Source organism: Sphingomonas sp. F9_3S_D5_B_2, from assembly GCF_054263715.1.
In genome coordinates, this window is the sequence record NZ_JBSZFB010000001.1 from 1,161,860 (window position 1) to 1,177,947 (window position 16,088).

The 16,088-nt window shown below is 65.5% G+C and carries 18 protein-coding genes and 1 tRNA gene; 13 read left to right on the top strand and 6 right to left on the bottom strand.

Going from position 1 to position 16,088, the window contains the following annotated elements:
• Nucleotides 1–20 precede the first annotated feature (20 nt).
• Complete coding sequence (locus ACUXST_RS05700; protein ID WP_458388961.1) at nucleotides 21–188, top strand: hypothetical protein; 168 nt, start codon at nucleotides 21–23, stop codon at nucleotides 186–188.
• A gap of 2 nt (nucleotides 189–190) precedes the next feature.
• On the opposite strand, the gene ACUXST_RS05705 is transcribed toward ACUXST_RS05700, so the two are convergent.
• A complete protein-coding gene (locus tag ACUXST_RS05705; RefSeq protein ID WP_458388962.1) occupies nucleotides 191–838 on the bottom strand; it encodes a S24 family peptidase in 648 nt (215 codons plus the stop codon).
• Between the two features lie 72 nt (nucleotides 839–910).
• Here ACUXST_RS05705 and ACUXST_RS05710 point away from each other — a divergent pair, with 72 nt between their 5' ends.
• A complete protein-coding gene (locus ACUXST_RS05710) occupies nucleotides 911–1,066 on the top strand; it encodes a hypothetical protein (RefSeq protein ID WP_458388963.1) in 156 nt (51 codons plus the stop codon).
• Here ACUXST_RS05710 and ACUXST_RS05715 read toward each other — a convergent pair whose 3' ends face one another.
• Nucleotides 1,067–1,657: a hypothetical protein gene (locus ACUXST_RS05715; RefSeq protein ID WP_458388964.1), complete on the bottom strand. Its 591-nt coding sequence runs from the start codon at nucleotides 1,655–1,657 to the stop codon at nucleotides 1,067–1,069.
• 35 nt (nucleotides 1,658–1,692) lie between these two features.
• Nucleotides 1,693–2,268, bottom strand: a complete 576-nt coding sequence (locus ACUXST_RS05720; RefSeq protein ID WP_458388965.1) for a DJ-1/PfpI/YhbO family deglycase/protease — start codon at nucleotides 2,266–2,268, stop codon at nucleotides 1,693–1,695.
• Nucleotides 2,269–2,402: 134 nt separating this feature from the next.
• On the opposite strand from ACUXST_RS05720, the gene ACUXST_RS05725 reads away from it, so the two are divergent.
• The 7 genes from ACUXST_RS05725 (at nucleotide 2,403) to ACUXST_RS05755 (ending at nucleotide 9,041) form a co-directional block, all read left to right on the top strand.
• Nucleotides 2,403–3,440, top strand: a complete 1,038-nt coding sequence (locus ACUXST_RS05725) for a DNA topoisomerase IB (RefSeq protein WP_458389024.1) — start codon at nucleotides 2,403–2,405, stop codon at nucleotides 3,438–3,440.
• Nucleotides 3,441–3,471: 31 nt separating this feature from the next.
• On the top strand, nucleotides 3,472–4,644 hold the full coding sequence (locus ACUXST_RS05730) for a mechanosensitive ion channel family protein (RefSeq protein WP_458388966.1): 1,173 nt from the start codon (nucleotides 3,472–3,474) through the stop codon (nucleotides 4,642–4,644).
• Complete coding sequence (locus ACUXST_RS05735) at nucleotides 4,644–5,117, top strand: MaoC family dehydratase (protein WP_458388967.1); 474 nt, start codon at nucleotides 4,644–4,646, stop codon at nucleotides 5,115–5,117. The genes ACUXST_RS05730 and ACUXST_RS05735 overlap by 1 nt, the downstream gene beginning before the upstream one ends.
• Entirely contained in the window at nucleotides 5,110–6,285 is a 1,176-nt protein-coding gene (locus ACUXST_RS05740; protein WP_458388968.1) for an acetyl-CoA C-acyltransferase, read from the top strand. The genes ACUXST_RS05735 and ACUXST_RS05740 overlap by 8 nt, the downstream gene beginning before the upstream one ends.
• 76 nt (nucleotides 6,286–6,361) lie before the next feature.
• The gene (locus tag ACUXST_RS05745) at nucleotides 6,362–7,318 is read left to right on the top strand and encodes a hypothetical protein (RefSeq protein ID WP_458388969.1); all 957 of its coding nucleotides are present in this window, start codon (nucleotides 6,362–6,364) and stop codon (nucleotides 7,316–7,318) included.
• 65 nt (nucleotides 7,319–7,383) lie between these two features.
• Entirely contained in the window at nucleotides 7,384–7,635 is a 252-nt protein-coding gene (locus tag ACUXST_RS05750; protein ID WP_458388970.1) for a hypothetical protein, read from the top strand.
• Nucleotides 7,632–9,041, top strand: coding sequence for a DHA2 family efflux MFS transporter permease subunit (locus ACUXST_RS05755; protein ID WP_458388971.1), 1,410 nt, complete (start codon nucleotides 7,632–7,634; stop codon nucleotides 9,039–9,041). The genes ACUXST_RS05750 and ACUXST_RS05755 overlap by 4 nt, the downstream gene beginning before the upstream one ends.
• Nucleotides 9,042–9,216: 175 nt before the next feature.
• Here the strand turns inward: ACUXST_RS05755 and ACUXST_RS05760 are convergent, their stop codons facing one another.
• Complete coding sequence (locus ACUXST_RS05760) at nucleotides 9,217–10,473, bottom strand: polyhydroxyalkanoate depolymerase (RefSeq protein ID WP_458388972.1); 1,257 nt, start codon at nucleotides 10,471–10,473, stop codon at nucleotides 9,217–9,219.
• Between the two features lie 131 nt (nucleotides 10,474–10,604).
• Between ACUXST_RS05760 and ACUXST_RS05765 the strand changes: the two genes are divergently transcribed.
• The gene (locus ACUXST_RS05765) at nucleotides 10,605–12,386 is read left to right on the top strand and encodes an ABC transporter transmembrane domain-containing protein (protein ID WP_458388973.1); all 1,782 of its coding nucleotides are present in this window, start codon (nucleotides 10,605–10,607) and stop codon (nucleotides 12,384–12,386) included.
• Between the two features lie 196 nt (nucleotides 12,387–12,582).
• Nucleotides 12,583–13,179 carry a hypothetical protein gene (locus tag ACUXST_RS05770; RefSeq protein ID WP_458388974.1) on the top strand — a complete coding sequence of 199 codons (597 nt, stop codon included), beginning with the start codon at nucleotides 12,583–12,585 and terminating at the stop codon, nucleotides 13,177–13,179.
• A 271-nt stretch (nucleotides 13,180–13,450) separates the two neighbouring features.
• Here ACUXST_RS05770 and ACUXST_RS05775 read toward each other — a convergent pair whose 3' ends face one another.
• Both ACUXST_RS05775 and phaR read right to left on the bottom strand, forming a co-directional pair.
• Complete coding sequence (locus tag ACUXST_RS05775; protein ID WP_458388975.1) at nucleotides 13,451–13,909, bottom strand: hypothetical protein; 459 nt, start codon at nucleotides 13,907–13,909, stop codon at nucleotides 13,451–13,453.
• 6 nt (nucleotides 13,910–13,915) lie between these two features.
• The gene (gene phaR / locus ACUXST_RS05780; RefSeq protein WP_458388976.1) at nucleotides 13,916–14,455 is read right to left on the bottom strand and encodes a polyhydroxyalkanoate synthesis repressor PhaR; all 540 of its coding nucleotides are present in this window, start codon (nucleotides 14,453–14,455) and stop codon (nucleotides 13,916–13,918) included.
• A gap of 106 nt (nucleotides 14,456–14,561) precedes the next feature.
• Between phaR and ACUXST_RS05785 the strand changes: the two genes are divergently transcribed.
• Nucleotides 14,562–15,539, top strand: a complete 978-nt coding sequence (locus ACUXST_RS05785; protein WP_458388977.1) for an alpha/beta hydrolase — start codon at nucleotides 14,562–14,564, stop codon at nucleotides 15,537–15,539.
• 29 nt (nucleotides 15,540–15,568) lie between these two features.
• Nucleotides 15,569–15,645, top strand: a tRNA-Arg gene (locus ACUXST_RS05790).
• Nucleotides 15,646–16,088 lie beyond the last annotated feature (443 nt).

Below are 16,088 nucleotides of genomic sequence, written 5' to 3' on the forward strand. Positions count from 1 at the left end.
ACTCTGCCATGGCGCCGCCCATGGCGAGGCGATCGACGCAAGCGGGAGGATGCTTCCTCACCATTTTCATCCTTGCCGGGTTCGTGTTCGGACTCAGCATAGCCAACCCGATGAAGGGCGTGCTGATCGGAACCGGCATCGGGGCCGCTCTGGCTCTGCTGATCTGGCTGGTCGACCGCAGGCGCTAGGGTCAGGCGATCCGCCGGCCTGTCCAGATTACTCGGCCGATGCAATTGATGGTCTCCATCCCGCAATCCGGCCAGTCGGCATAGGCGGGGTTGTCCGACTGAACCGTCACGCGGCGGGCAATCGGATTCAAGGCGAGCCGCTTCACGACCAGCGAGTCCTCGGCACGCAGCACGTAGATGCCGTCGCGGAGGCGCTCGGCGCAGTCGTCGAGATCGATGAGGATGTCGTCCCCGGGATTGAGAGTAGGCGCCATTGAGTCGCCCTCGACCCGAACTACGGAGAGCCGTTCGGCGCGCGTTGCGGTCAACGACTTGAGCCATCGTTCGTCGAACGCGAGGTATGGCCGCCCGACCTCGTTGCTCACCAATGCTCCGGGGCCGGCAGAGGCAGCCACCGCATGGCGACTGATGCTGACGAGCCCGGCCATCGGATCCGGCCTCTCCTCGGGTCCGCCAAGTGCTGCTTCGGTAATCGAGAAATAACGTGCGAGCTTGCGCCGCTCCTCTTCCTTCAATCGCTTGGGAACGCCGCGGCGGACGAATTGCTGGATGTAAGCGGGATTGCGCCCGAGCATCCGCGACAGGCTCGCGAAGTCCTCGCCGCGCTCGGCACAAAGGCGCTCCAGGACAAGACGCGGATCCATCGTCATTAACGCGTTCAATCGCTGACTTTCGTCGGCGAACGCCACCAGCTGGAGCTGCGAATTGCCGGGCCAGATTCGATGACCATCGCCGCGCAGATTAGCGCCGGCCTCCGCGACGCCGAATTGAAGGTCCCGGGGCAGATTGTCGCCGACATCACGTGCGATGACGGCCCACAGCCGGCGAGCGATGGCTCGACCACCCTTCGCATCGAAGCGCTTACTGTTGAGGAGTGACTAGCGGAGCGCGCGCCGAAGCTCGTTCAGAGCTTCGTGCAGTGCGTTCGAGGCGTCGGGCAATCCTGGCTGCTCGCTGCTGTCGATGTGCCGGGCGATCCGGGCCTGCAATTCGCCAGGCGTTGGCATTGCGGCCCGATCGAACAGCCGCACCACGCGCGAATCCTCGCCCATCTCGGCAAGAACGTCGTCCAGGACCAGTTCCTCGGCCGCGACCGGAACCATTGCTGGCGCCGCGTCGACCTTTCGAGCTGCCTCCGTCTTTGGAGTCTCGTACTGCGCGGGAGAGTGGTAGAGCGCCGGGACCTGGTAGGTGGGTGGCGAGCGATATTCTTCGGTAAGCAGAAGCTCGTCGACTGCCGTGCGAAGTACGATTCCGACCGGGAAATCGGCGACCTGGAACTTGCGCTGCTCCGGCCGCACCCGCCGCAGCAGCAGGTAGCAGGCGCAAAGTCCGGCGAGAGCGACGATCGCCGCCTTGACAGTGCTTCCGGACAGAATACGGCAGCAACCGGCAGCAGCCAACGCGAATAGCAACGCCGCAGCGGCGTCCATCCAATGCTCGATTCGATCTGCGCGCGTCCTGCTCATGAGCGCAGGCCTAGCAGGCAAATCTTTCCAGCCGGTTAGGCCGGCACGCGATCTTCGGCCGTGGTCCGGGCCACCGCGCTGTCGATGAGGGCGCTCAATGCGTCGGTGAAAGCCTCGACATCCTGCGGATTGCGGCTGGTGACAATGTTGCCGTCGGTGACCGCAGCCTCGTCAACGACATTGCCGCCCGCATTACGCAGATCCGTCCGAATTGATGGCCAACTGGTCACCCGCCGGCCGCGCACCAGGTCCGCTTCGACGAGCAGCCACGGTCCGTGACAAATCGCGGCGATCGGCTTCCCCGCTCGGCCAAACGCCTGGACGAGCGAGATGACCGACGGGTTCATCCGTAGCTGGTCCGGGTTTCGCACGCCGCCGGGGAGGATGAGTGCGTCGAAGTCGTCGGCACTGGCCTGCTCGACGGTGAGATCTGGACGGATGGTCTTGCCCGGATCGTCGTGGACGGTGGCCTGGATCGGGTCGAGCTTGGGCGATGCAAGCACGACCTTGGCGCCCGCCTTCATCAGGATCTCACGCGGGCCGAACAGCTCCCATTCCTCGAAGCCGTCCGTGGCGACGATCAGGACTTTCGATTCCGAAATTCGCGGCATGGCCGATCTCCTCTTCAATCAGCAGGAACCCGCCCTCCCGCCGCTCGCTTAAGCCTGCTGATGACTGCAGAAAAGAAGAACGCGTCGTGCTGAGGCACAGCAGCGACAACGAGCCGGGGATCACGCGCAAGCGGATGGGCACTGGCTGGGGCTATTTCGACTCCGAGGGCAACCGCATCACCGATCGCGACGAGATCGACCGGCTCAACGCGATCGGCCTTCCGCCCGCCTACACGCAGGAGTGGTTCTGCGCCGATCCCAACGGCCACATGCAGGCTACGGGGATCGATGCCCGGGGCCGCAAGCAATACCGCTATCATCCCGACTTCCGCCAGAAGCGCGATACCGCGAAGTACGAGGGCCTGCTGGAATTCGGAAAAGCCCTCCCCCGCCTCCGGCGGCGAGTGGAGCAGGACCTCAAGCGCCGCAACCTCGGCCGCGACACGGTCCTTGCTGCGGTCGTGCGGTTGCTCGACAGCGAGCATATCCGCATCGGCAACGAGCAATATGCCCGGGATAACAAGAGCTTCGGCGCAACGACGCTGCGCACTCGCCACCTGCGCCGCAAGGGCGCCAAGATGACCATGCGCTTCACGGGCAAGCACGGCATCGTCCACGAGGTCAGCATCAGCGACGGCAACCTCAAGCGCATCTGCAAGCGCTGCCAGGAGCTGCCCGGTCAGATGCTGTTTCAGTATGTGAACGGCGACGGCGAGCCGAAGCCGATCTCTTCGGGGGACGTCAACGAGTACATCAAGAACGCGACCGGGGGGGACTTCACGGCGAAGCACTTCCGCACGTGGAGCGCGAGCGTCATTGCGCTGGAGCAACTGCTGAAAAAAGCGGAAAACGCGCGCATCACCGTGAAGACGGTGGTCGAGCCGGTCGCCGAGGCGCTCGGCAACACCCCGGCGATCAGCCGGAAGTCATACGTTCATCCCGGACTTCTGGAGGCGGTGAAACAGGATTCCCGCGACCCGCTGAACGGCATGGAACGGCCACGCGGACGCAAGCGTCTGTCGAGTTCGGAAGTGGCCTTGCTCGAATTTCTCGCCCGTGGGGGCAAGCGCGCCCGCCGGCGCCGTCCGACCAAGGAAGAGCAGCCCGCCAGCGCTGCTGCAGTCCGGCAGCAAGCCGCAGCACAGGACCAGGCGAGCGAAGCCGCGGCTTGATTGGAGGCTCGCCGCGGGCAATTAGCCCTTCATGCAAATCCACGCGAACCCGGCCAATGCGATCACCAGCGGGCGTGAGAGCATCCAGTCGGTGATCGACTGGTTCGTGGCGAACGCCGCCGAGCTTCCGATCGGGATCGCGGTCGCGGCGGTCATCGTCCTCGTCATGCTGGGTCTGCGGCGGGCGGGCACCTGGCTGGTTGAGGGCGACCCGGAGTGCAGCCGGTGGCGCGGGGTCATCGGGCGCGTGCTTGAGAAGACGACCGTCCTCTTCATGTTCGCAGCCGCGCTAGATATCGTCGCCACCTATGCTGCCGTGCCGCTGCGGGTGGAGCGACTTGCCGGCATTCTCTTCACCATCGCGTTCGCGCTTCAGGGGGCGATCTGGGCGCGCGAGCTGGTTCTCGGCCTCATCAGCCGACGCGCAGGCGAAGACCCTTCCGAGACGGCGGTCGGCAATGCGCTGTCGGTAATCCGCGTTCTGGTCAGCGTGGCGCTGTTTGCGATTGCTGTCATCGTCATCCTCGACAATCTCGGGGTCAACGTCACTGCACTGATTGCCGGCCTCGGCATTGGCGGCATTGCCATCGGTCTCGCCGCCCAAGGCATCTTCGCGGACCTGTTCGCCGCCCTTTCCATCCTGTTCGACAAGCCGTTCCGGCGCGGCGACGTTATCCAGTTCGCGCAGACCACGGGCACCGTCGACCGCATTGGCCTCAAGACGACGCGGCTGCGCTCGATCAACGGCGAACAAGTTGTAATGGCCAACACCAAGCTGCTCGAGCAGGAAATCCGCAACTTCGCCGGCGGCCGCACCAGGCGCTCGTCCCTGCCGTTCGGGCTCATCTACCAGACTGCGCCCGACAAGCTCGACAAAGTGACGTCCCTCGCCAAAGGCGCGGTCGAGTCCCGCAAGGGCTGCAGCTTCGTCCGTTGCGCGATCCTCGGGTTCGGAGCCTCCAGCATCGATTTCGAGCTGATCTTCGACAGCCGGAGCACGGACGCCAACAAGGTCGCGGCGGACCGAACGGCGGTCGCGCTGGCGATCCTGCGCGCTTTCAACGAGCATGAGCTCGAGTTCGCCTATCCAACCCAGACGAGCTTCACTGCAGCCCCCGACGGGAAGATGATCCTCCCCTACCCGCAAGTGCAGCCGGTCGTCGCCGTCGGCGAGCAGGTGCAGGATGGAGACAGCAAAGGCTGATGCCGGTGGCCGGCCTTGTAGATATCCGCAGCCGCGTTGGAAGCGAGACCGGAGTTTCGGGCTGGATCACTGTCGACCAGGAGCGGATCGACGCGTTCGCCGAGGCCACCGAAGACCGCCAGTTCATCCATATCGATCCGGCGGCAGCGGCCGCGTCGCCGTTCGGCGGCACCATCGCTCACGGCTTCCTCTCGCTCTCGCTGCTCACACGGATGGGCGCCGAGGCGATGCTGCTGCCGACTGGTCTGTCGATGGCGGTGAACTACGGCCTCGAACGCGTTCGCTTCCTTGCGCCGGTGCGCTCCGGCAAGCGGGTTCGTGGGCGCTTCAGCCTTGACTCGGCGGAGGAGAAAGCGCCCGGCCAGCTGCTGTTGCGCCACACCGTGACGGTCGAGATTGAGGGTGAGGAGAAGCCGGCGCTGACTGCGCAATGGCTGTGCCTGATGTTCGTTCAAGGAGATGCTGATGCGTGACGCCGTGATCGTTTCGACCGCCCGCACGCCGATCGGCAAGGCCTATCGCGGGGCTTTCAATGCGACGCCTTCCCCGACGCTTGCCGCGCACGCGATCCGGGAGGTGGTGGAGCGAGCGGAGCTCGACCCGGCCGAGATCGACGACGTCATCATGGGTGCCGCGCTGCAGCAGGGCGTACAGACTACGATCGGCCGGACTGCGGCGTTGCGAGCGGGGCTACCCGTCACGGTCGCCGGAATGTCGATCGACCGTCAGTGCGCGAGCGGACTGATGGCGATCGCGACCGGCGCCAAGCAGGTCATCGTCGACCGCATGGATGTCGTCGTGGCAGGCGGTGTCGAGAGCATCAGCCTGGTCCAGACCGGCGAGATGCGGCTCGGGCCGGACCCGGAGCTGCTGAGCATGCACAACGGCGTCTACATGCCGATGATCGACACCGCCGAAGTGGTCGGCTCGCGCTACAGCATCAGCCGCGAACGCTGCGACGAATATGCTCTTCGGTCGCAGCAGCGCACCGCCGCCGCGCAGGCCGAGGGCCGCTTCGGCGACGAGATCATTCCGGTCACTGCGACGATGGCCGTCAAGGACAAGGCGACCGGCGAAGTGTCGATGCGCGAGGTCACGCTCGAGAAGGACGAAGGCAATCGTCCCGACACCACGCTGGAGGGGCTCGCGAAACTCGAGCCCGTCCGCGGGCCCGACCGGCTGATCACGGCCGGCAACGCCAGCCAGCTCAGCGACGGAGCATCAGCCTGCGTGATCATGAGTGGCGAGCTTGCCGTCCAGCGCGGGCTGGAGCCGCTCGGCCGCTACGTCGGAATGGCAGTCGCCGGCACCGAGCCGGATGAGATGGGGATCGGCCCGGTGTTTGCCGTTCCCAAGCTGCTCAAACGGTTCGGGCTGACTGTCGACGACATCGGCCTGTGGGAGCTCAATGAAGCCTTCGCCGTCCAGGTGCTCTACTGCAAGGACAAGCTCGGCATCCCCGACGACAAGCTCAACGTCGACGGCGGCGCCATTTCGGTCGGGCACCCGTACGGCATGTCGGGAGCGCGGCTGGTTGGCCACGCGCTGATCGAGGGCAAGCGCCGCGGGGTGCGCCACGTAGTGGTCACCATGTGCGTCGGCGGTGGCATGGGCGCGGCCGGCCTGTTCGAGGTGCTTTGAGCGGCCGCTTGTCGAAAAGCGGTCGACCACCACGGCCGCAGCCGTAGCTTTTTGACACAGAGATCAGGGGGGCCTCATGAAGCTTGTCGCACTTGCAGCACTCGCGATATCGCTGATAGCCGCCGCGCCAGCTCCTAAGACCGACCGGTCGCCGTTGCGTTTCGTCGATCTCACTCGTGATTTCGACCGGATCTGGGAGGCAACGCGCACGCTCCCCGACGAGCAGCGCGTCGACGCGTTCGAGACGCAATTCGGAAAGGTCCTCCCCGGCTTCTACTCCGCCGATCGCGTCAAGGACTACAAGACGCCGGAGCAGTATCGCGCGTGGCTGCTTGCAGGACTCAAGGACTACCCGAACAAGCGCGCTGCCGTTCTCCACACCAGCAGCCAGTTCCAATCCTTGGTCGCGCCGGCCAAGCGCCAGTTCGAGTCCGTATTCGGCCCGATGCGCGGCTACCCGCCGATCTATCTGGTCAACAGCTTCGGCGAGTTCGATGGCGGCACTCGCGATTTGCCCGAGGGAAATCGGCTGATGTTCGGCGCCGACGTGATTGCCCGGATATACGATGGCAAGCCGATCAAGCCGTTTATCGAGCATGAGTTATTCCACCTGATGCACCACCGGCATTTTCCCGAATGCGAACCCGTGTGGTGCAACCTGTGGGAGGAGGGACTGGCCACCTACGTCGCCTCGACGCTCAATCCCGGAGCGGACGACTACGCCCTCGGTCTGACCAGTCCGCGTCCGCTTCGCCCAGCCGTGGATGCCCACCGGCAGGAAGCGATCTGCGCAGTTCGGCAGCGGCTGGAGGGGACCAGCGCCAAGGACTATGCGCCCTTGTTCATGGGCGGCGGCAGTGCAGTATCGGCCGACCTGCCGCAGCGTTTCGGATATTATGTCGGACTGCTGGTCGTGAAGGAAACAGCGCGCACTCACAGCTTGAAACAGTTGGCTGCATTGAGCCCGGCGCAGGTTCATCCGCTCGTCCAGCGGACCCTCGAACGCATGGCGAGTTGTCCAAAGACCGCTTAGGACCGCATGCTTGAACCCAAACGGCAGCAGACGGGTTAGATGCGGACAAAGGGAGGATAAACCAAATGCCCGAATCCAATCGCCCGCTCGTCGAACGCATTGCCCGAGTTCTCGCCGGCGCCGCGCACAGCAGCAATGCCGAGGGCAGCGACCCGTCGGCCGGTGAGAAAGTGGATCTCGTCTGGCACGAGCATCTCAACCAGGCGCTGGCAGTCCTGCACACCGCGCGCGAACCCGACGAGGCGATGGCGGCCGCCGGCGACGCCGAAGTGTGGAGCAAGATGGTTGAAGCCGCGATCGCTCAACGGGTCGATTGAAGCCACCCGAACCCGATCGGAGTAAGCCTGGGGCAAGTCCGAACTGGACGCTCGTCGCGTGCATCCTGGCGTCGAGCCTGTCCTTCGTCGACGGCTCGGTCCTCAACGTCGCATTGCCAGCGATCCGCGCCAGCTTCGGAGCTGGTGCGCAGGACGTGCAGTGGGTCGTCAACGCCTACCTGCTTCCTTTGTCGGCGCTGCTGCTTCTCGGCGGAGCGTTGGGCGACCACTTCGGGCGCAGGCGCCTGCTGGTGGTCGGCACGAGCCTGTTTGCGGTTGCGTCCCTTCTGTGCGCACTTGCGTCCGGATTGCCGCTCCTGCTGGCAGCCCGCGCGCTCCAGGGCATCGGGGCGGCGCTGCTGCTTCCGAACAGCCTCGCCCTGCTCAACGCGGCCTTCTCGGGCGAGAAGCGCGGCCGGGCCGTCGGGATCTGGGCCTCAGCCGGAGCGGCGACTGCGGCGTTCGCTCCGCTTCTGGGCGGCTGGCTGGTCGACAACGCCGGGTGGCCCGCCATCTTCTACATCAACCTGCCGCTCGCGCTCGGAGCGATCCTGCTGGCGCTCCGGTTCGTCGGAGAAAGCCGGGAGGCGGGCGCGGGACGAACCGACTATGCGGGCGCGCTGCTCGTCACGGCGGGGCTGGGCGGCGTCACCTACGCGCTGACCCTGTGGTCGGCACTCTCGCGCTTTACGAGTGACGCCGCAATTGCACTCGGAGCGGGCGTGCTGCTGCTCGCGGCCTTCATCGTCGTCGAGCATCGCCGAAGCCAGCGCGCAATGCTGCCGCTGGGTATGTTCCGCAGTCGCCGCTTCTCGGGACTGAACCTGCTCACCTTCCTGCTCTACGGTGCTTTCGGCGCTGCGATATTGCTGGTGCCCTTCGTGCTGATCGCATCCGGCGGCTATTCGCCTGTGCAGGCCGGTCTCGCACTGCTGCCATTGCCGATCATCATGACCTTCGCGTCGCCGATCATGGGGAGCCTCGCCGCGCGGCTCGGGCCTCGGCTTCCGCTGACCGCCGGACCATTGGTCATTGCCGTCGGGCTGGTCCTGTTGCGCCTGCTGACGCCAGACAGCAGCTATTGGTTGAGTGCGTTCCCTGCGATCGTGGTCATGTCGGTCGGCATGACCATCGCCGTGGCTCCTTTGACGTCTGCCGTGCTCGGGTCGGTCGAGGAACGGCATGTCGCCATGGCATCGGGCCTCAACAGCGCCGTGGCGCGGCTCGGCGGACTGATAGCCACGGCGCTTCTTGGCTCGGTTCTCGGGCTGAGTGGGGCGGCGCTGTTTCCGGCCTTTCACGCGGCGATGTTTGTCTCGGCGGGAGTTGTGGTGCTGGCCGGCGCGGTCGCGTTCACGATGCTCGGCGGCACCCAGGATGAGAAATCGACAGCTGCGAATATGTGAAAGGCCGCCCGGTTTCCCGAACGGCCTTTCCATTGTCGTGCCGGATGCGGCCTGACGTTAGACGCGGACTCCAGTGGAGGCTGCGCTCACTTCGTTGGCCGCACACGGCGTATGACAATGAGACATCAGACCACCTCCTTTCAGTTGTTTTCGACTGGCAGGAAGATGGGACGTTCTAGTGGCGTTTCAAGGACTTAGGCCGGCCGGAATTTGCAGCGATGAAGTCCTCGACGACAGGAGCAATCCGCTCGCGCCACTTGCGGCCGTTGAAGATGCCATAATGACCGACGTCGCGGGCGAGGAAGTACTGCTTCTTCGCCTTTGGCAGCTTGGTTGCGATGTCGAGCGCAGCCCGGGTCTGGCCGATGCCGGAGATGTCGTCGCGCTCGCCCTCGATCGCCAGGAGCGCCGTGTCGCGGATCGCGGCCGGATCAACGAGGCGCCCCCGGTGGCGGAGCTCGCCCTTGGGCAGCAGGTGCCGCTGGAACACGACGTCGACCGTCTGCAGGTAGAATTCGGCCGTCATGTCACAGACCGCGCGGTATTCACCGTAGAATTGCTGCGTCGGCTCCGCGCTCTCGTCGTCGCCCACGACGAGATGCTTGAACATCTCCCAGTGGCTGACGAGGTGCGAGCCGAGGTTCATGGTCATGAAGCCGGCAAGCTGCAGGAAGCCGGGGTAAACCTTCCGCCCGGCGCCGGGGTAGATCATCGGGACGGTGGCTACGACGTTGTGCTCGAACCAGCTGAACGGACGCTGCGTCGCCAGCGTGTTCACCGCGGTCGGCGCCTCACGCGTGTCGACCGGCCCGCCCATCATCGTGAGCGTCCGCGGACGCCAGCGGTTCTTGTGCTGGTTCATCAGCGCGGTAGCCGCGAATGCGGGAACCGAAGGCTGACAGACGGCGAGGACGTTCGGTCGGTCACCCGTGCGCTCGCCGATCGCTTCCATGAACTCGATCAGGTAATCGATGTAGTCGTCGAGATCGAAGCTGCCATCGGACAGGGGCACCAGCTTGGCGTCGCGCCAATCTGTGATGTAGACGTCGAAGCCGGGGAGCATCCGCTCGACCGTGCCGCGCAGAAGGGTCGCATAGTGGCCCGACATCGGTGCGACGATCAGCAGCCTGGGACCAGTCTCGACACCTTCGCGTACGAAGTGCTTGAGCTGGCCGAACGGCTTGCGAACGAGGATTTCCTCGCTGACCGCGACCCGCTTGCCGGCGACGGTGGTCGAGGTAAACCCGAACTCCGGCTTGCCGCGCGGGGCGGAGGCATGGGCGAACACTTCGAGCCCGGCGGCGACCACCGGCCCCATGGAGCTGTAGGCGAAAGGATTGGCAGGGTTGTGGAGCCATCCGGCGCCTAGTCCTGCAAGCTTGCTCGCTCCCGCAAGAAACGAGCGCTGCATTTCATAGGCGTCGTAAAGCATTCAACCTCGTCTGGCGGCCTCTCCGTCCAACGCGATGTGGCCCCGGTTTGCTCCACTGGCAAGGTAATGCTGCGCCGCAACCGCTGCAGTGCGCAATTGAGGCGCGAAGGGCACACTGTTAGGGAGCCGGAATGGCCTCCGCCCCCAATCGCCCTAAGGGCCGCTCCCTCCGCAGCCTGCGGATGATCTGGAGCTTCGCTTCCGCTTATCCACTGCACATCGCTGCCGCATCCGTGGCCCTGCTGCTGGCGGCGGCCGCGACCTCCGCGGTGCCCTACGCGTTCAAGCTGATCATCGACAAAGGGTTTGCGCAGGGCGCGGGAAGCACGCGCGATATCGCTCGCTGGTTCGAGTATCTGCTGCTCCTGGTCGGAGTCATGGCTCTTGCCACCGCCACCCGCTACTTCTTCGTCTCGTGGCTCGGTGAGCGCACCGTCGCTGACATCCGCCTTGCCGTGCACCGCAACCTGCTGCGGCTCTCGCCAGGCTTTTTCGAGGAGAACCGCCCGGCGGAGATCACGTCCCGGCTGACGGTCGACACGACGATCATCGAGCAGGTCGTCGGAACCACGGTATCCGTCGCGCTGCGCAACATCGTGATGGGGATCGGCTGCCTCGTCATCCTGGTTGCACTTGCGCCAAAGCTTGCGCTTCAGATCCTCGTCGGCGCCCTTCTGGTCGTCCTCCCGATCAGCATCCTCGGGCGGCGCGTGCGCGCGATCTCAACGACCAGCCAGGACCGGATCGCCAGCGTCGGCACGGTCACCAGCGAAGTGCTTGGCGCGATCAAGATCGTCCATGCCTTCAACCAGCAGAGCCGCGAGGCCTCCCGCTTTGCCGACGCCGTCGAGCGCGTCTTCGCGACTGCCAAACGCCGCATTTTCTTGCGCGCGCTGATGACGGCGATCGTCATCTTCATGATCTTCGGCGCGATCACGATGGTGATCTGGCAGGGCGCGATCGGCGTTGCCACCGGACGCATCAGCGGCGGCACCATCGCCGCGTTTGTCCTGTACGGCGCGCTGCTTGCCGGAGCATTCGGCGCCCTTTCGGAAGTCTACGGCGACCTCCTGCGCGCTGCCGGCGCCTCGGAGCGCCTGTCGGAGTTGCTCGATGCCGAGCCTGACATCCGCACTCCCGCGCAGCCGACGCGTCTACCGGAGCCCGCACGCGGCGAACTGACCTTCGAACGGGTCACCTTTCAGTACCCGACCCGGCGTGAGACATCGGCGCTCAACGGGTTCAGCCTGGCCGTGCGGCCGCGCGAGCGGCTGGCGGTGGTTGGACCGTCGGGGGCAGGAAAGACCACCCTCTTCCAGCTCGCCGAGCGCTTTTACGACCCGCAGCAGGGACATGTCCTGCTCGATGGCGTCGACCTCAGGGATGCAGACCCTGCCGACGTCCGCCAGCGCATCGCGATGGTCCCGCAGGAGACGGTGCTGTTCGCTGCTAGCGCCCGCGACAATCTGCGCTACGGCAATTGGAGCGCGGACGATGAGCAGCTCTGGCACGCTGCGCGCCAGGCGAACGCCGAGGAGTTCCTGCGCGCGCTTCCCGACGGCCTCGACACTTTCATGGGCGAAGGCGGCGCCCGGCTCTCGGGCGGCCAGCGTCAGCGGCTGGCCATTGCCCGCGCGCTGCTCCGCGACGCGCCGCTGCTATTGCTCGACGAGGCGACCTCGGCGCTGGATGCCGAGAGCGAGCGGCTCGTGCAGGATGCGCTCGATCGCCTGATGGAGGACAGAACGACGATCGTCATTGCGCACCGGCTGGCGACGGTTCGTGCGGCCGACCGGATCGTGGTGATGGACCAGGGGTGCATCGTCGAGGAAGGCACCCACGCGACACTGACGGCGCGCGGCGGGCTCTACGCCCGGCTCGCGCGCCTGCAGTTCGAAGACAAGGCCGCTTAGCGCCGGAAACGCTCAGCTCTGGCTGCCGCCCTCGCCGCCGGAGCCGCCGCCCGACGAGCCGCCGCCCTTGGGCCGGCCACCACGACGAGTGGTCGAAGTGCTCCGCGAGCGGGTCCCTGCCGAGCGCCCGGCGCCGGACCGCGAGGCAGTGCCGGCAGCTGCAGACCGCGTCGCGCGGGTACCCGTGCCTGCGGACTTGGCGCGCGTTGCCTTCGCGCCAGTGCTCTTGGCCGCACCCGCTGAGCTGCGGCCCGAACCGGTCGACCCGGTCGACGGTGATGCGCTGGACTTGGCGCTGCTGGCGCGCGTGCCGCTCGAACGTGACGTGCTCGATTTCGCGCGAGAGCCCGCGGCGCTGGAGCTACGGCCGCCCGAGTTGCTCGACGATCCGGAACCGGACGAAGATGCTTCTTCGGTCGGCCATTTGCCGGACATCACGCGCTGCGCTGCATCGGCAACCGCTTCGGCGATGATGCTGCCGAGCTTGGTTGCGCTCGACATCATGCTGGTCGCAGCTTGCGAAGCGGTGTCCGCCGCGTCGAGGCCTGCGTCGCGAATCTTGCGCCGTGCGCTGGGGCTCGCGCTGATTGCCGCCGCCGCCGCGGCCAGGCCGGCGGCGAGCATTTCCTTGCTCATCGCTGCCTTGGCGAGCTTGTCGACGGTGCTGTCGCTGCCGCTCGACGATGAGCCGGAAGAACGCTTCCCGGAAGAACCTTTGCTTGCAGATTTCGCCATCGTGAATCCCTCCTGTGCGACAGAAAGACAATCAACGGCCGTAACGGTTCCCAAATGATGGCGGAAGCGGGCCATTTTGCACAAATGTAAAGGGCACCGCCGCAGTCAAGCGACGGTGCCCTTCGACATGGTCAGCGGCCGGAAGTGACGGCCGTTCGTCCAGCTAAGCTTTCAGAACACCCCTCTCCGACCTCTGTGCTGAACCATGAGACATCGGATCACCTCCTTTCGCTGCGTTGAAGCTGGGGCGATGATGAGTCTTTCAGGGGGTTCATGCAAGACTTGTAATGGGGTGAAGATTCGGCAATCTTCATTGCTTCGTGCCGAGATCAGGCGCGGCAATCCTCCACCAGATGCGCGATTTCCGGCCAGGCCGGCGCGACCAGCGCAGGCAAGGAGCCGAGCGCAACCGCAACCCGTCCGCGGCTGAAGGCGAGCGCGTCGAGGATGCTGTCGTAAGCGCTGATCTGCGCGTTGACGCGGCCCGTTGCCGGGTTGAACGACGACGGCAGATTGCGGGCGGTCGCGCTGGTCCAGACCATCAACGAGGCCGCAGGAGCGCCTGCCGGCCGCGCGATTGTCACGGTCCGCGCCGCGCGTCTGCAGTGAAGGGTCAACTGCGGTCGTCCTGCCGAGTCGACGAATGTCGCTTCACTTCCGTCGGCAGTGACGCTGCTCGTCCACCGGCCCGGTAGCGGTGTTGCCCCGGCCAGATCGATTGGGGTCTGGGCGACGACCGGAGCAGCGAACGAAAACGCGGCCAGTGCCGCTGCAATCCTGCAGAACATGAGGGCTTAGCGGCTCAGCTTGTCGACTTTGGCCTGCAACGCTGCAAGCTCGGCGCGAAGATCGTCGACGTCGGTGCCGCCCGGATCCGCTTCACTCTTGCCACTCGCAGCGGTCGTCGCCTTGCCGGTGAACGCACGGCTCGCACCCTGGAACATCTCCATGTTCTTTTTGGCGAGATCCGTGAGGATCGTCCCACCGAACGCGTCGCGCGCCGCCGTCTGGTTGCGCTGGAACGCCTCCATTGCGGCCTCGAGATATTGCGGCACGAAGGTCTGCATCGAGTTGCCGTAGAGGCCGATCAGCTGCTTGAGGAAATTAATCGGCAGCATCGTCGTGCCGCCCCTCGCTTCCTCGTCGACGATGATCTGCGTCAGCACCTGCCGCGTGATGTCTTCCCCGCTCTTGGCGTCGACCACTTCGAATTCACGACCTTCACGAACCATCTGCGCAAGCCGGTCCAAGGTAATGTAAGCCGAGCTTTCGGTGTCATAGAGCCGCCGGTTCGCGTACTTCTTGATTGTCACCTTGGCCGTGGATTTGGACATGAACCGCTCCCAGTACGCAGCAGACGGCTTACTACCGGTTGATAGTGCGCTGCAACATGAACGCGCAGGACGGCACGCGCCCCGCCCACTCCCGCTGTTTCTCGAATTGGTACGCCGTGTCTCGGAAAAGGAACCGAACGTCGCGAGTGACGCGCTCGCGGGCTTGCGCGCCTATGCCGAAGCGGAACGCGCCGATACGCCGCCGCCGAGGCCGGAGGTAGCGCGCGTTCGCGGCGCGACACTGCGCGATCATGGCGGCGAGGGGCCGCTCACCGTGCTCATCCCGTCGCTGATCAACCCGCCGCAGATCCTCGACCTCGACGAGGACGTGTCGCTTGCGAGCGCGATCGGGGGAATGGGCCACCGCGTCCTCCTGCTCGACTGGGGCGAAGCGGCCGAACGGCGCGACCTCAACATCGGCGCTCATGTCGAGCAAGTGCTCCTGCCGCTGCTTGCCGCGGTGGGAGAGCCTGCGGCGCTCGTCGGCTATTGCCTCGGCGGCACGATGGCGATCGCCGCCGCCAATCTCGCTCCGTGCGAGCAGGTCGTCACGCTTGCCGCACCCTGGCATTTCAGCCGCTACCCGCAGCGCTCCCGCGATTGCCTGGGCGAGATCTGGGCAAGCTCCCGCGGGGCGGCAGAAAGCCTCGGCGCGTTGCCGATGGAGGTCTTGCAAGGCGCCTTCTGGTCGCTCGACCCCGAGCGCACGGTTACCAAGTTCGCCGAGTTCGGACGCCTGGACGCCGGAAGTCCAAAGGCGCGCCGCTTCGTCGCGCTCGAGGACTGGGCGAACGCTGGTGAGCCCCTGCCCTACCCTGCTGCCGTCGAGCTGCTCGAAGGCATGTTCGCCACGGACGGCCCTGGCCGCAGCGAGTGGTCGGTTGCAGGCCGCATCATCAGCGATCGCCTTTCCGTTCCTGCCGTCCACCTGCTCGCGGGCCGCGACGTTATCGCGCCTCCACAGACCGCACCGGCCGGAGAGGCCCGGACGATCGCCGCCGGGCATGTCGGGATGGTGGTCGGCTCGATCCGGTCCGAACTCCACAAGCAGCTCGCCGGGATACTCGCGCCCGCTTGCCGCTAATCCCGCCTCCCGCTAACGAGCGCCGGCACGCACCCGTAGCTCAGCTGGATAGAGCGCTGCCCTCCGAAGGCAGAGGCCACAGGTTCGAATCCTGTCGGGTGCGCCACTCCCGTGCAAAGCTGGGCAGCTTGCCGCGAGCGATCGCTGGACTGTCAATCGCCGCACGCTCTAGAGCTTTGCGGGATCCTCGGATCTGCACCTGGTGAGCCTCGACGATCACCTCATCGATGAGCAGACTTGCATACGCCTTGCGGAGAGCCGGATCGTTCCCTCGAAGCCCATCGCTTGCAGTCGGCGACCCACTCCGGATCACTTGGCACCTCGATCCGGACCTCTCCGCAGTGACAACTTCCTAATCGGCTCATGCCGAAATTGTATTGTGTGGTCGGCAATGTCGGCAATGGGTCGAAAGCAGACTTTAGCTCGCCAACGGCAGGCATGGGTCGAAAACGGACAATCACGGATGCGCGACTTGGACCCACCGAACTGCTAACGCAGCCTCCGCCCGCCACGGTTGAGAGCAGGGTTTGTCGGTTGCGTTGCGTCCGC